Raw genomic sequence first — 15,057 nt, 5'->3', positions numbered from 1 at the left:
CGTGGACCTCACGAACCTCACCGCACCCTAAAACCCCGCCGCCGCACGGGTCACGCGATCGGCCGCACCAATGCGCACCGAGGAGCCGGAACACAACGCTCCGATTGGTCAATAGGGGCACACTTACGGCACACTTTTAGACTGACCAGTCAGAACAAAGGAGGGGTTGTGGACACCACCCGTCAGGGGGCGGCGGTCAACGCCAGGGGAATCGGAGTGGAGGGCCCACGGGGATGGGCCTTCAGAGGTGTCGACATCAGCGCGGACCCGGGCGCCCTGATCGCCGTCCAGGGCCCCTCGGGATCCGGCCGTACGTGCCTGCTGCTCGCGCTCACCGGGCGGATGCGGATCACCGAAGGGCAGGCGACGGTCGCCGGGCTTCCGCTGCCCAAGCGGATGGGGACGGTGCGCGGCCGTACGGCGATCGCCCACGTACCGGGCGTCGCCGACCTCGAACCGGCCCTCACGGTCGGTGAACACCTCAAGGAACAGGCCCTGTTGGGCCGTAGCGTCCAGGGCGCGCTGCCCTGGGGCCGCCGGTACAAGGAAGCCACCCGGGCCCGGATCGACGCCGCGCTGGCGGCCGTCGGGCTCGACCCCGGCACCCTGCCCAAGGGCCTGGGTACGGCCGTCCGCGATCTGGAACGGATCGAGGCGCTGCGGCTGTCCATCGCGCTCGCGGTGATGCACGGGCCGCGGCTGCTGGCCGTCGATGACGTCGACCTCAAGCTCTCCCCGCCCGAGCGCGCCGAGGCCTGGCAGCTGTTGCGGGACCTCGCGCTGGAGGGCATCACCGTCGTCGCCGCGGGCAGCGACGCACCGGCGGACGCGCTGATCGTCCGCACGGCGCCGGCGGACACCGGGCGGACTACCGGAGCCGGCCGGTCCCCCACCGCCGCGGACCGGAACGCGGAAACGGACACGACGGAAAAGGACAAGGAGGAAGCACCGCATGCGTTCGCCGAAACTGGCCGCGCTTGAGCTCAGGCGCTTCGGCAGGGGAAAGCTGCCCCGGCTGGGCCTGGTGGCCCTGATGCTGATCCCCCTGCTCTACGGGGCCCTGTACCTCTGCTCCTTCTGGGACCCCTACAGCCGCCTGGACAAGATCCCGGTGGCGCTCGTCAACGACGACCAGGGCGCCAGTGCCGACGGCAAGAAGATCACCGCGGGCGCCGATCTGGCCAGGAACGTCAAGGACAGCGACACCTTCGACTGGGAGGAGGTCAGCGCCGCGGACGCCGCCAAGGGCGTCGAGAACGGTACGTACTACCTCTCGCTGACCGTCCCGAAGAACTTCAGCGAGCGGATCGCCTCCAGCTCGGGCGACTCCCCGCAGACCGGCGCGCTGCAGGTCCGTACGAACGACGCCAACAACTACATCGTCGGCTCCATCTCCAAGACGGTGTTCTCCGAGATCCGGGCCAAGACCTCGGCGAAGTCGTCGCGGGCCTTCCTCGACAAGATCTTTGTGTCGTTCTCGGATCTGCACGACGAGACGGCGAAGGCGGCCGACGGGGCCGGGAAGGTCGACGACGGTCTGGGCACCGCCAAGGACAAGACCGGTGAACTGGCCGACGGCCTCGGCAAGCTGGGCAAGGGGTCGGGCGCGGTCAGCGACGGCGCCGGCGACGTCAGCAAGGGCGCCGGTGACGTCAGCAAGGGCGCCGGTGACCTGGGCAAGGGCGCGGGCGACCTGAACAAGGGCGCGACGACGGCCGTGGCGAAGGCCCGGCAGCTCAGCCAGGGTGCGGGCCAGGTCGCGGACGGCACGCAGCAGCTCGCCGACAAGGTCCAGGGCATCGCCCGGAAGGACCTGCCCTACCTCCGCGAGCACGGCAAGGAGATCGGCGAGAAGGCGCAGGTCGTCGCCGACCTCAGCCAGGCGCTCGACGAGGATCTCGGCAAGCTGCCGGACAACTCCGCACGAGCCGCCGCCCAGGCCCGCCAGAACGCCGACAACGCGGCGAAGCTGTACCGGGAGCGCTGCGGGCTCACCTCCAGCGACCCCGACTGCCCCGAGCTGAAGGGGATCGCGGCCGGTGCCGCCCTCGCCGCCGACACGGCGGAGAAGGTCAACGACATCATCGCCCGCACGGACTTCGGGCAGCTGCGCACCAAGCTGCGTGACCTGCACCAGGGTGCCGTGATGGTCGCCGAACAGGCGCCGGGCATCGCCGGCCGCGCGGACACCGCGATCGGCCAGATCAACCAGCTCAACACCGGCGCCCACAAGGTCTCCGAGGGCGCGGGCAAGTTCGCCGACGGCCTCGGCGCGCTCGCCCAGGGCAGCGGCAAGCTGGCCGACGGCGCGGACAAGCTGTCCGACGGCGCCGGCAAGGTGGCCGACGGCGCGGGCAAGGTGGCCGACGGCGCCGGCAAGGTCCACAACGGCCTCGGCGACGCCAAGGAGGGTGCCGACAAGCTCAGCGGCGGCCTCTTCAAGCTCAAGGACGGCGCCAACCAGCTGGCCGGCGGGCTGCACAACGGTGTCGCCAAGATCCCGGACTACGACAAGAAGGACCGCGACGCCCGCACCGAGGTGATGGCCGACCCGGTCGAGCTGGCCGCCAAGTCGATGCACAAGGCGCCCAATTACGGCACCGGCCTGGCGCCGTACTTCATCCCGCTTTCCCTCTGGGTCGGCGCGATGGTCGCGTTCATGCTGCTCCAGCCGCTGGGCAAGCGCGCGCTGGCCGCGGGCGCCCCGGGCTGGCGCATAGCCCTCGGGTCCTGGCTTCCGGCCTTCGCCATCGGCGTCGTCCAGGTGCTGGCCCTGATGGCCGTACTCCACTGGGGTCTCGGCCTGGAGATGGCCCGCTCGGCCGCCACCATCGGCTTCCTGCTGCTGGCGACGGCCGCCTTCACGGCCATCATCCAGTTCTTCGGCGCCCAGTTCGGCCCGGCGGGCCGGGTACTGACCCTGGTCGTGCTGATGCTGCAGCTGACCTCGGCGGGCGGCACGTACCCGGTGCAGACCAGCCCCGGGTTCTTCGCCGCCATCCACCCGTTCCTGCCGATGAGTTACGTCGTCGACGGCCTGCGCCGGCTGATCACCGGCGGCGACCTCGGCGTCGTCTGGCAGGGCTCGGCCGTCCTGGTGGCCTTCACCCTGGGCGCGCTGGCGCTCACGTCACTGACGGCGCGCGGCCGGCAGGTCGTACGGATGAAGGATCTGCATCCGGAGCTCAGCCTGTAGCCACGGCGTTCCGAGGGGCGGCACCGGACACGGTGCCGCCCCTTGGCGTCTCAGGACGTCAGATCTCAGGGCGTCGTATGCGTCGGTGCGAACATCCGCAGCCGGGCCGGGAGGACGACGACGGACGGGCCCGGCGAGGCCAGCGCCGCCGCGAGATCCGCGCGCAGCCGCTCGGGAGCCGTACGGACCGCCGGCACCCCGAAGGACTCGGCGAGCGCGACGAAATCGGGCCGTGCCAGTTCCGTGGCGGTGGCCTCGCCGAAGGCATCGGTCATGTACTCGCGCAGGATGCCGTAGCCGCCGTCGTCCACGATGAGCCAGGTGACCGGCAGGTCGTACTGCCGGGCGGTGGCCAGTTCGGCGAGGGAGTACATCGCGCCGCCGTCACCGGAGACGGCGAGCACCGGCCGGGCGGGGTCGGCGACGGCCGCGCCGAGCGCCGCCGGGAAGCCGTACCCCAGGCCGCCGGCGCCCTGGGCGGAGTGCAGCGCGTTCGTCCGCCGCGGGTCGAAGGCGGACCAGGCCCAGTAGGCCAGGATCGTCATGTCCCAGCAGCTGACGGCGTCGTCGGGGAGCGCCTCCCGTACGCAGGCGAGGATCTGCTGCTCGAGGTCGAGGTGCTGTCCCTCGATACGGTCGCGGACGCGGGCCAGGAGGCCGGCGGCGGCCGCTTCGGGGCCGGCGCCTTCGGGTACCGCGCGGGGCGGCCGCTCGTCCACCGCCTTGACCAGCGCACCCAGCGCGAGCCGGGCGTCCGCGTGGATGCCCAGCGCGGCATGGTTGGACTCCAGCTTGCCGAGGTCCGCCTCGATCTGTACGAGGCGGCCGCGCGGCCGGAAGGTGTGGTAGTTCGAGGAGAGTTCGCCGAGCCCCGAGCCGACGACCAGGAGGGTGTCCGCGTCCTCCAGGAAGGTGGTGGTGTGGCGGTCCTCCAGCCAGGACCGGAGGGAGAGCGGATGCTCCCAGGGGAAGGCGCCCTTGCCGCCGAAGGTGGTCGCCACCGGCGCCCGCAGCCGTTCGGCGAGCGCCAGCAGCTCCGTCTCGGCCCCGGCCCGTACGACCCCGCCGCCGGCCAGGATCACCGGCCGCCCGGCCTGTGTCAGCCGGTCCGCCGCCGCCGCGATCAGCTCGGGCCGCGGCACCAGCTCCCGCGGCCTGACCTCGAGTGCGGTCACCGGCGGCACCTCGACCTCCGCCAGCAGCACATCCTGCGGAATCTCCAGCCAGACCGGCCCGTGCGGGGTGCTCAGCGCCGACTCCCAGGCGGCGGCCACCGCGGACGGGATCTGCGAGGCCGTACGGGCCGTGTGGACGGACTTGACCACGCCCCTGAACGAGGCGCTCTGGTCGGTGAGTTCATGCAGATAGCCGTGCCGGCCGCCGCCGATCCCGGCCAGCGGAACCTGGCTGCCGATGGCCACCACCGCGGCCGAGGCGGCGGCCGCTTCCTGGAGCGCGGCGAGCGTCATCAGCGCACCGGGGCCGGTGGAGACCAGCAGCGGCGCGACCCCGTGCGTGGCCCTGGCGTACGTGTCGGCGGCGAAGGCCGCGTTGTTCTCCACCCGTAGTCCGACGTACCGCAGCGGGGAGCGGCGCAGCGCGTCGAAGACCCCGAGCGCGTGCTGGCCCGGCAGCCCGAAGACGGTGCGGGCGCCGAGTGCGGCCAGCGACTCGACGACCAGGTCACCGCCGTTGCGCCGGTGCTGCGTCGCCGTGGGGGTGGTGGTGCTCATGGGGAGGTGCTGCCTTCCGTACGGCGGGATGGGGGCGGGTGGAGCCGGGGCGGAGCGGACGCCGAGGTGGAGCGGACGCCGGGAGGATCAGGTGCCCGGGGACGGAATCAGACGCTTCCGGAGGCGGTCGCCGCCGCCTGCCGGCCGGCGTCGTCGCCGTGGTCCGGCCCGCCGGCCAGCCGCCCGCGCCAGGCGGCGAGCACCGCCGGGTCGGTGGCCGGGGTCGCCAGGCTGACCACCACATACGCCACCAGCGAGGCCAGCAGCCCGTAGTAGATCGGCTCGTTGGCCAGAACGCCGAGCCAGAGCATCAGGCCGATGACGGTCAGCCCGCCGACCGCGACCGAGGCGAGCGCCCCGGTGCCGGTGCCGCGCTTCCACAGCAGGCCGCCGAGGATGGGGACCAGCAGGCCGCCGACGAGGATGTTGTACGCGACGGTGAGCGCCTCGACGACGTCATGGAGCGAGATGGCGACAACGATCACCACCAGCCCCATCAGCAGGATGAAGACCCGGTTGCCCCGCACCTCATCGTGCCCGCCGGCGGCATCTGCCGCGGAGGCCTCCCCGGTCGGCCCGCGGTCCGCGGCCCGTCGCCTGACCCGCGCCCAGATGTCGTTGTTGGCGACCGTCGCACAGGCGATCAGCGCACCCGAGGACGTGGACATCACCGCGGACAGCGCCGCCGCCAGGACCAGCCCCCGTACGCCCATCGGCAGTGCGTCCTTGACGATCGTCGCGAACGCGTCGTCCGGGCTGCCCAGGTGGGGATAGAGGACCCGGGCCGCGGTGCCGATCACGGCGCCGGCGAGCGCGTAGAGCAGACAGTACGTACCGGCCGCGGTGCCGCCCAGGCGCGCCACCTTGTCGCCGCGGGCGGTGAACACGCGCTGCCAGATGTCCTGCCCGATCAGCATGCCGAAGGAATAGATCAGCACGTAGGTGAAGACGGTCTGGCCGCCGATGCCCAGCGGCGCGAAGTAGTCGTGCGGCAGCCGCGCCTTCATTGCGGCGAAGCCGCCCGCCTTGATCACCGCGATGGGGAGCAGAAGCAGCAGCACGCCGATCGTCTTGACGACGAACTGGACCATGTCGGTCAGGGTGATCGACCACATGCCGCCGAGCGCCGAGTACGCCACGACGATCGCCCCGCCGAGGATGATCGCCAGTGTGCGGTCGAGGCCGAAGAGGACATCGAAGATGGTCGCGTAGGCGAGGGTCGAGGTGACGGCCAGCATCAGCGTGTACGCCCACATGACGATGCCGGAGATGACGCCGGTGGAGCCGCCGTAGCGCAGATCGAGCATCTCGGAGACGGTGTAGACCTTCAGCCGCGCGATCCGGGCCGAGAAGAAGATGCTGAGCGCCAGCAGCCCGAGGCCGATGGTGAAGACCATCCAGGCGCCGGAGAGGCCGTACTGATAGCCGAGCCCCACGCCGCCGATGGTGGAAGCGCCGCCCAGCACGATCGCCGCCATCGTGCCCGAGTACATCGCGGGGCCGAGGCGGCGTCCGGCGACCAGGAAGTCGCTCTTGGAGGTGGCACGCCGCATCCCCCACCAGCCCATGGCGAGCATTCCGGCCAGATAAAGCACGATCACCGCGTAGTCGACAGCCATGGGCCATCCCTTCCAGCTGCGCCGAGGGGAGAGGGGGAGAGCGGGTGGAGCGAGCGGCCCGCCTTGGGGGTTGACCCTAGGAGGCGGCATGGCGACGCTGAAGTGTACGTTTCCTCCATTCCCCCGGACCGAAGTGGAGGGTTCGCACATGCCGCCCCCAGCAGTTCCGCCGCCGTCCACCCCGCCCGTTGCGCTGACCGCGCTCCTGGCCCGTACGGACCTGGGCCTGCGGCAGATCGCCGGGCCGCGGGAAGGCATCGCGATCCACTGGGTGCATACGTCGGAGATGGCCGATCCGGTGCCGTATCTCCTGGGCGGCGAGATGCTGCTGACGGCCGGGGTGCATCTGGCGGACGCGGTGGGGGCGCCGGGTGAGGGGGATACCGCGGGCCCGGCCCTGGAGGCGTATCTCGACGGCTATGCCGCCCGCACCGTCGCCGCCGGTGCCGCCGCGCTCGGGTTCGGGATCGCGCCGGTGCACGACACCGTTCCGCGCGCCCTGGTGGAGGCCTGCGACCGGCACGGCCTGCCGCTGATCGAGGTGCCCGCGGGCACGCCGTTCACCGCCGTCGAGAGCGCCGTGTGGCAGGCCGTCACCCAGGCCCGGCACCACGAACTGACCCGGCTGAGCCAGGCCCAGCGGGCCCTGGCCGCGGCCGCCGCGCGCCCCGGCCCGGCGCCCGCGGTGCTGCGCGCGCTGGCCCGCCATGTCCACGGCTGGGCCGCGCTGCTCGCCCCGGACGGCAGGGAGCACGGCTCGGCCGGAGTCGAGCCGGGTGACGCCGGCCGGGCCGCGGCCGGCCGGCTCGCCCGTGTCGTCGGCAGCGGCGGCCCGTCCTCGGCCACCGACACGCTGCCCGCCGCCCCCGGCTCACCGGCCGGCGGCACCCACCTGACCGCGTACGCACTGACCAGCCATCAGCCCCTCGCCCTGGTGGTGGCCGCCCGCCCGGACGACCCGCCCGCGCACTCCATCGCGGGCGTCGCCGCCGTGCTGCTGTCGCTGATCACCGGCCCGGTGCCGGGCGGCGATCCGGCCGCCACCGACCACTCCGCCGCGCTGGCCCGCCTGCTCCTCGGCGCACGCCCGGCGGATGTCGCCCCGCTGCTCGGCCACCCTCTGTGGACCGTCGTCCACGCCGAACCCCGCCGCGACACCACCGAATCCCCCGCCTCCCTCGCGCGCGCCCTGGGCACCGCCCTCATCGCGCGCACCGGCCCGCCCGCCGCCCTGCGCGCACTGGTCCCCGCCGACCGCGAGATCGCCGCGCACCCCGGCTGGACGCTGGGCGTCAGCGCCCCCGTCCCGGTGGCGGAGCTGCCGGCCGCCGACCGGCATGCCGCCTCGGCCCTGCGCCGCGCCCTCGCCCGCCGCGCCCCGCTCGTACGCCACCGTGCCCCCGACCCCCACAGCGTCACCGCCCTCGTCGCCCCCGCCGACGCCCGGAAACACGCCCAGGCCCTTCTCGCGCCACTGGCCGACTCCCCACCCCTTCTCACCACCCTCCACAACTGGCTCTCCCTGCACGGCAATTGGGACCGCACGGCGACCGCCCTCAACCTCCACCGCAACACCGTCCGCCAGCGCATCACCCGGATCGCCCGCCTCCTGGACACCGACCTGGAGGACCCGGATGCGCGGATGGAGCTGTGGTTCGCGCTGCGGACACTCGACCGTGACGCCGGGCATCGCGACGCCGGGCATACCGACGCCGGGCAGGACTGACACCCCGACCGCCCCGGCACGCCGTGTCGGCGGTGGCTCCGCACCGGGAAACGCGACGACCGGCCCGCCGCGCCGAACGCAGCGAGCCGGTCCTCAGCCGTAGGCCGCGATCCGTCCGTCAGCCCCGCGAAGCCGCCCGGTGCCTACCGGCCCTGCCTGGCGGCGGCGATCTGCCGCGACATGATCGTCGTCAGCTCGTACGCCGTGTGGGAGGCGGCGACGGCGGTGATCTCCGCGTGGTCGTACGCCGGGGCGACCTCGACGACGTCGGCGGAGACCAGGTTGCAGGAGGCCAGGCCCCGCAGGATCTCGAGGAGTTCGCGGGAGGTCAGGCCGCCGGCCTCGGGGGTGCCGGTGCCGGGGGCGTGGGCCGGGTCCAGGACGTCGATGTCGATGGAGATGTAGAGGGGGCGGGCGCCGATGCGCTGGCGGAGCTGGTCGGCGATCTCGTCGACGCCGCGGCGCATCACGTCCGCCGACGTGACGATGCCGAAGCCCATCTTCTCGTCGTCGGTGAGGTCCTGCTTGCCGTACAGCGGGCCGCGGGTGCCGACGTGGGAGAGGGCGGAGGTGTCGAGGATGCCCTCCTCGACGGCGCGGCGGAAGGGCGTGCCGTGGGTGTACTCGGCGCCGAAGTAGGTGTCCCAGGTGTCCAGGTGGGCGTCGAAGTGGAGCAGTGCCACCGGGCCGTGCTTCTTGGCGACCGAGCGCAGGAGGGGCAGCGCGATGGTGTGGTCGCCGCCGAGGGTCATCATCCGGGCGCCGGTGCCGAGCAGGTCGTCGGCCGCGGCCTCGACCGTCTCGACGGCCTCGTTGATGTTGAAGGGGTTGGCGGCGATGTCGCCGGCGTCCGCGACCTGGGCGAGGGCGAACGGGGACGCGTCCTGGGCCGGGTTGTAGGGGCGCAGCAGACGGGAGGCCTCGCGGATGGCGTTGCCGCCGAAACGGGCGCCGGGGCGGTAGGAGACTCCGGTGTCGAAGGGGACGCCGACGACGGCCACATCGGCCCGGCCGCCGACCTCGTCGAGGCGGGGCAGGCGGGCGAAGGTCGCCGGACCGGCGTAACGCGGGATGCGGGAGGAGTCGACGGGGCCCACGGGCTCGTTCGGTGCGCTGGCTGCGGTGGTCATGAGGGTGAGGTTAGGGACGGCCGCCGAAGGGGCCCATGGACATTTATGGGGATGACTCCGGGGGCATTGGACGTTTTGGCCAGGGGTGGCCGGGCGCGGGGCCGGTGTCCGCGGTGCGGAACTCCCCCGCCCCGGGCCCTTGGTACGGGCACAATGGCGCTATGCCGATAGCCGCTGAAGCCCTTGCCCCCTCGCGCGCCGAGCTTGTCGACCATCTCGTGCGCACCCGGATCGCCGGTGATGTCGCCACCCCCCGCGAGAACAACCTCTCCCACTACCGGAGCCTCGCCAACGGTGACCGCCACTACTGGCTCGGGCTGGAGCTCGGCGACCGCTGGACGGACGAGCAGGATGTGCTCGCCGTGATGGCGGAGCGCTGCGGGGTGAACGACGATCCGCACCACCGGCAGGGCCAGGACACCATCGACCCCGAGCTGACGGTGGACGCGCTGGAGCGGGCGGCGGCGGTGCTGCGCAAGGCGGCGGCCGGCCGGCACCGGGTGCTGTTCGCGACCGGCCACCCCGGCGGGCTGCTGGACGTGCACCGGGCCACCGCCGATGCGCTGCGCGCCAAGGGGTGCGAGATCGTGTCCGTGCCGGGCGTGCTGGCGGTGGACGACGGTCTGGTCGTCCAGTTCGCGGATGTCGCGATGCTGGAGCGCGGCGCGACGCTGTGGCACACCCACTCCCCCGCGCCGATGGCGGCGATCCTCGACTGGCTGGAGCGGGACGGTATCGCGCGGCCGGATCTGGTCATGGCGGACCACGGCTGGGCGGGCTGCGCGGGCCAGCGCGGTATCGACACCATCGGCTTCGCGGACTGCAACGACCCGGCGCTGTTCCTGGGCGAGTCCGAGGGCACGCTCCAGGTGACGGTCCCGCTGGACGACCACGTCATCAGCCCGCGCTACTACGACCCGCTGACCGCCTACCTGCTGGATGCCGCCGGGCTGGTGTGACCGCCGGCCGCCGCCGGGCCGGTGTGACCCGCCCGCGGGGCTACTCCCGCTCCCGCGGCACCCGGATCACGCCTTCCTGGATCACCGACACCGCCAGCTGCCCGTCCGCCGTGAAGATGCGGCCCTTGCCCAGACCCCGGCCGCCCTGGGCGGTGGGGGACTCCTGGTCGTAGAGCAGCCAGTCGTCGGCACGCAGCGGCCGGTGGAACCACATCGCATGGTCCAGGCTCGCGCCGACCACATCGCCGACCGCCCATCCGCCCCGGCCGTGTGCGAGCAGCACCGAGTCCAGCAGGGTCATGTCGGATACGTAGGTGACCAGGCAGATGTCCAGGAGCGGGCGGGCGATGGGGGCCGGGCCCTCCAAAGAGCCGTTCGTGCGGAACCAGACCTGGGAGCGCGGCTCGCGCGGCTCGCCGACGCTGCCGAACGGCGGCTCGTCCACGTACCGCAGATCGACCGCCGCCCGCGCCTCCAGCAGCCGCTTGGTGACGCCCGGCTCGACGAACCGGTCCGCGTAGCGCGGCAGCATCTCGGCCGCCGTGGGCAGCGTCAGCGGGTCGGGCGCCTTCGGCATCGGCTCCTGGTGTTCCATGCCGTCCTCGTGGACCTGGAAGGAGGCCGAGAGGTGGAAGACCGGCTGGCCGTGCTGGACGGCGACGACGCGGCGGGTGGTGAAGGACCGGCCGTCGCGGATCCGGTCGACGGTGTAGACGATGGGCGCGCCGGGGTCGCCGGGACGCAGGAAGTACGCGTGCAGGGAGTGCGGCGGGCGGTCGGCGGGGACCGTGCGCCCGGCCGCGACCAGCGCCTGGGCGGCGACCTGGCCGCCGAAGACGCGGGGCACGACCGAGGCGCGGCTCAGGCCGCGGAAGATGTCCTCCTCGATCCGTTCGAGGTCGAGCAGATCGAGGAGGGACCGCAGGGCGTCGTTCACGTGCTGTTGGCCCTTACGGCCTAGAGGCCCATGGCCTTGGCGATGATGGACTTCATGACTTCGCTGGTGCCGCCGTAGATGCGGTTGACGCGGTTGTCGGCGTACAGGCGGGCGATCGGGTACTCGTTCATGTATCCGTAACCGCCGTGCAGCTGGAGGCACTTGTCGATGACGCGGTGCGCGACTTCGGTGCAGAAGAGCTTGGCGCTCGCGGCCTCGGCCGGGGTCAGCTCGCCCGCGTCGAGGGCCTCCAGGGTGCGGTCGGCGACGGCCTCGGCGGCATCCACCTCGGCCTGGCAGCCGGCCAGCTCGAACTTGGTGTTCTGGAAGGCGGCGACGGGCTTGCCGAAGACGGTGCGCTCCTGCACGTACTGCTGGGCGAACCGGACGGCGGCCTTGGCCTGGGCGTACGCGCCGAAGGCGATGCCCCAGCGCTCGGAGGGCAGGTTCCGGCCCAGGTAGGAGAAGCCCTTGTTCTCCTCGCCGAGCAGGTCCTCGGCGGGCACCTCGACGTCGACGAATGCCAGCTCGGCGGTGTCGGAGACCTTCAGGCCGAGCTTGTCCAGCTTGCGGCCGACGGAGTAGCCCGCGGACTTGGTGTCCACGGCGAACAGGGAGATGCCGAAGCGGCGGTCGTCCTCGCGCGGCGCGGCGGTGCGGGCGCACACGATCACTCGGTCGGCGTGCACGCCGCCGGTGATGAAGGTCTTCGCGCCGTTGAGGACGTAGTGGGTGCCGTCGTCCGAGAGCTTCGCGGTGGTCTTCATGCCCGCGACGTCGGAGCCGGTACCCGGCTCGGTCATCGCCAGGGCCCACATCTCCTCGCCGGAGACGAACTTCGGCAGGTAGCGCTTCTTCTGCTCGTCGGTGGCGAGCAGCTGGATGTACGGCAGGCCCAGCAGCACATGCACGCCGGAGCCGCCGAAGGTGACGCCGGCGCGGGCGGTCTCCTCGTACATCACGGCCTCGAACTTGTGCGACTCGATGCCGGCGCCGCCGTACTCCTCGGGGACGCGGATACCGAAGACGCCCAGCTCACCGAGCTTGTAGTAGAAGTCGCGGGGCGTCTGGCCGGCGGCGTACCACTCGTCGTATACGGGGACGACCTCGGCCTCGATGAAGGCGCGTATGGTCTCGCGGAACGCCTCGTGGTCCTCGTTGAACACCGTACGGCGCATGCCCTGGCCTCCTTGACCGCCCGTGTGGCTAAGCGCTTGCTCAGCTTCTGTACCCGGCGAAAGCTACCGGCCGGTCACCGGAACTGTCCAGAGGTGAACGAAACCCGGTGCGCGCTACGCCCCCGGCACCCCCGCCGCCATGGACTCCCCCGCCACCGGCCCGGCCGCCACCGCCCCGAACGCCCCCAGCGCCAGCCGGTGCAGCAGCTCCGCCATCTCCGTGCGGCCGGGCAGCGCGCCGGGCCGGCCCAGGTGCGGGGTGGAATTGAGCAGGCCGAAGACGGCGTGCACCGCGGCGCGGGCCTGGGACTCGGAAGGGCCGGGGTGGACCTGGCGGACAACCTCCACCCACAGCTCGACGTACTGCCGCTGGAGCTGACGGACCCGCTTGCGGTCTGCCTCGCGCAGCCGGTCCAGCTCGCGGTCGTGCACGGTGATCAGCGGCCGGTCGTCCAGCGCGAAGTCGATATGGCCGTCGATCAGCGCATCCAGCACCGCCTCGGGGCTCTCGCCGCCCTCCGCGACCCGCATCCGGCCGCCCTCCAGCAGCCGCTCGCTGATCCCGACCAGCAGCTCGGCGAGCATCGCGTCCTTGCCCGCGAAGTGGCGGTAGAGGCCGGGGCCCGAGATGCCCACGGCGGCCCCTATCTCGTCCACCCCGACGCCGTGGAAGCCGCGCTCGGCGAAGAGCCGGGCCGCCTCCTTGAGGATCTGCTCGCGGCGGCTGGTCGCGGCGGGTGCATGCGCATTACTCATGCGGCCAATTGTAGACAGCCGGGTTAGTGCTCGTTAACCTGAAGGAAGTGTGGTTAACGCCCATTAACGCGCATGCCCGCAGGCCGCCGACCGCGGCGACGGGCAGGTGACCGAGCAAGGGGGCTCGTAAAGATGGAGCAGGCACCGGTGCTGGGGAGTGCTGGAGGTCCCCCCGCGCGAGCGCATTCGGGCGTGGGGGACGATCCGGCGTCCGACTCCTGGCGGGCCAACGAGGCCGCCCACCGCGAGCTGACCGACCGGCTGCGCGGCAAACTCGCGGCGGCCCGGCTGGGCGGCGGCGAGAAGGCCAGGGCGCGGCACACCGCGCGCGGCAAGCTGCTGCCCCGCGACCGGGTGGACGCCCTGCTGGACCCCGGCTCGCCGTTCCTGGAGCTGGCGCCGCTGGCCGCGGACGGGATGTACGGCGGGGCGGCGCCGGCCGCCGGGGTGATCGCCGGCATCGGGCGGGTGTCCGGCCGCGAGACGGTGATCGTCGCCAATGACGCCACGGTCAAGGGCGGCACGTACTACCCGATGACGGTCAAGAAGCATCTGCGGGCGCAGGAGATCGCCCTGGAGAACCGCCTGCCGTGCCTGTATCTCGTGGACTCCGGCGGCGCCTTCCTCCCCATGCAGGACGAGGTGTTCCCCGACCGCGAGCACTTCGGGCGGATCTTCTACAACCAGGCGCGGATGTCGGGGGCGGGCATCCCGCAGATCGCCGCCGTGCTGGGCTCCTGCACGGCGGGCGGCGCCTATGTCCCCGCCATGAGCGACGAGGCCGTGATCGTCCGCAATCAGGGCACGATCTTCCTGGGCGGGCCGCCCCTGGTGAAGGCCGCCACCGGCGAGGTCGTCACCGCCGAGGAGCTGGGCGGCGGCGAGGTGCACACCAGGACCTCCGGGGTCACCGACCATCTCGCCGAGGACGACGCGCATGCGCTGCGCATCGTGCGCACCATCGTCTCCACCCTCGGCGAGCGCGCCCCGCTCCCCTGGTCGGTGCGGACCGTCGAGGAGCCCAAGGTCGATCCGGCCGGTCTCTACGGCGTGGTGCCCGCGGATTCCCGTACGCCCTATGACGTACGGGAGGTGATCGCGCGGCTCGTCGACGGCTCCCGCTTCGCGGAGTTCAAGGCCGAGTACGGCACGACGCTGGTCACCGGCTTCGCGCATCTGCACGGCCACCCGGTCGGCATCGTCGCCAACAACGGCATCCTGTTCTCCGAATCCGCCCAGAAGGGCGCCCACTTCATCGAGCTGTGCGACCAGCGCGGCATTCCGCTGCTGTTCCTGCAGAACATCTCCGGCTTCATGGTCGGCCGCGACTACGAGGCGGGCGGCATCGCCAAGCACGGCGCGAAGATGGTGACGGCGGTGGCGTGCACGAGGGTCCCCAAACTCACCGTCGTCATCGGCGGTTCCTACGGCGCGGGCAACTACTCCATGTGCGGCCGGGCCTACTCCCCCCGCTTCCTGTGGATGTGGCCGAACGCCAAGATCTCGGTGATGGGCGGCGAACAGGCCGCGTCCGTCCTCGCGACCGTCAAGCGCGACCAGCTGGAGGCGCACGGCCAGGAATGGCCCGCCGAGGAAGAGGACGCCTTCAAGGCGCCCATCCGCGAGCAGTACGAGACCCAGGGCAACGCCTACTACGCGACCGCGCGGCTGTGGGACGACGGCGTCATCGACCCCCTGGAGACCCGCCAGGTGCTCGGTCTGGCCCTGACCGCCTGCGCCAATGCGCCGCTGCCCGCCAGGGACAGCGCCGCGCCCGGCTACGGCGTCTTCCGGATGTGATCTCCATGAAAGGGATGTCCACG

11 protein-coding genes are annotated in these 15,057 nt (G+C 72.4%); 5 read left to right on the top strand and 6 right to left on the bottom strand.

Annotated features, from left to right (window positions below; all coding sequences use genetic code 11):
* Positions 1-168: 168 nt before the first annotated feature.
* Together ACZ4S3_RS18570 and ACZ4S3_RS18565 are read left to right on the top strand one after the other, a co-directional pair.
* Positions 169-981: an ATP-binding cassette domain-containing protein gene (locus ACZ4S3_RS18570; RefSeq protein WP_467934991.1), complete on the top strand. Its 813-nt coding sequence runs from the start codon at positions 169-171 to the stop codon at positions 979-981.
* Complete coding sequence (locus ACZ4S3_RS18565; RefSeq protein WP_467934986.1) at positions 953-3,196, top strand: YhgE/Pip family protein; 2,244 nt, start codon at positions 953-955, stop codon at positions 3,194-3,196. The genes ACZ4S3_RS18570 and ACZ4S3_RS18565 overlap by 29 nt, the downstream gene beginning before the upstream one ends.
* A 65-nt stretch (positions 3,197-3,261) precedes the next feature.
* On the opposite strand, the gene ACZ4S3_RS18560 is transcribed toward ACZ4S3_RS18565, so the two are convergent.
* Together ACZ4S3_RS18560 and ACZ4S3_RS18555 are read right to left on the bottom strand one after the other, a co-directional pair.
* The gene (locus ACZ4S3_RS18560) at positions 3,262-4,929 is read right to left on the bottom strand and encodes a thiamine pyrophosphate-binding protein (protein WP_467934981.1); all 1,668 of its coding nucleotides are present in this window, start codon (positions 4,927-4,929) and stop codon (positions 3,262-3,264) included.
* 107 nt (positions 4,930-5,036) lie between these two features.
* Positions 5,037-6,548, bottom strand: a complete 1,512-nt coding sequence (locus tag ACZ4S3_RS18555; RefSeq protein ID WP_467934979.1) for a sodium:solute symporter family protein — start codon at positions 6,546-6,548, stop codon at positions 5,037-5,039.
* 148 nt (positions 6,549-6,696) lie between these two features.
* Between ACZ4S3_RS18555 and ACZ4S3_RS18550 the strand changes: the two genes are divergently transcribed.
* Positions 6,697-8,274 (top strand): PucR family transcriptional regulator, encoded by a 1,578-nt coding sequence (locus ACZ4S3_RS18550; protein WP_467934975.1) that lies wholly within the window; start codon positions 6,697-6,699, stop codon positions 8,272-8,274.
* A gap of 143 nt (positions 8,275-8,417) precedes the next feature.
* Here ACZ4S3_RS18550 and speB read toward each other — a convergent pair whose 3' ends face one another.
* A complete protein-coding gene (gene speB, locus ACZ4S3_RS18545; RefSeq protein WP_467934971.1) occupies positions 8,418-9,404 on the bottom strand; it encodes an agmatinase in 987 nt (328 codons plus the stop codon).
* 161 nt (positions 9,405-9,565) lie between these two features.
* Between speB and ACZ4S3_RS18540 the strand changes: the two genes are divergently transcribed.
* The gene (locus ACZ4S3_RS18540; protein ID WP_467934968.1) at positions 9,566-10,363 is read left to right on the top strand and encodes a phosphatase; all 798 of its coding nucleotides are present in this window, start codon (positions 9,566-9,568) and stop codon (positions 10,361-10,363) included.
* A 40-nt stretch (positions 10,364-10,403) separates the two neighbouring features.
* Here ACZ4S3_RS18540 and ACZ4S3_RS18535 read toward each other — a convergent pair whose 3' ends face one another.
* From ACZ4S3_RS18535 to ACZ4S3_RS18525, 3 genes are all read right to left on the bottom strand, one after another.
* A complete protein-coding gene (locus tag ACZ4S3_RS18535) occupies positions 10,404-11,300 on the bottom strand; it encodes an acyl-CoA thioesterase (RefSeq protein WP_467934965.1) in 897 nt (298 codons plus the stop codon).
* Between the two features lie 20 nt (positions 11,301-11,320).
* On the bottom strand, positions 11,321-12,478 hold the full coding sequence (locus ACZ4S3_RS18530; protein ID WP_467934961.1) for an acyl-CoA dehydrogenase family protein: 1,158 nt from the start codon (positions 12,476-12,478) through the stop codon (positions 11,321-11,323).
* Positions 12,479-12,592: 114 nt separating this feature from the next.
* Positions 12,593-13,234, bottom strand: a complete 642-nt coding sequence (locus tag ACZ4S3_RS18525; RefSeq protein ID WP_467934959.1) for an SACE_7040 family transcriptional regulator — start codon at positions 13,232-13,234, stop codon at positions 12,593-12,595.
* A gap of 132 nt (positions 13,235-13,366) precedes the next feature.
* Here ACZ4S3_RS18525 and ACZ4S3_RS18520 point away from each other — a divergent pair, with 132 nt between their 5' ends.
* Positions 13,367-15,034, top strand: a complete 1,668-nt coding sequence (locus ACZ4S3_RS18520; RefSeq protein ID WP_467934956.1) for a carboxyl transferase domain-containing protein — start codon at positions 13,367-13,369, stop codon at positions 15,032-15,034.
* Positions 15,035-15,057 lie beyond the last annotated feature (23 nt).

The organism is Streptomyces sp. NPDC028368, from assembly GCF_055565615.1.
This window is presented reverse-complemented; position numbering and strand designations above follow the sequence as displayed.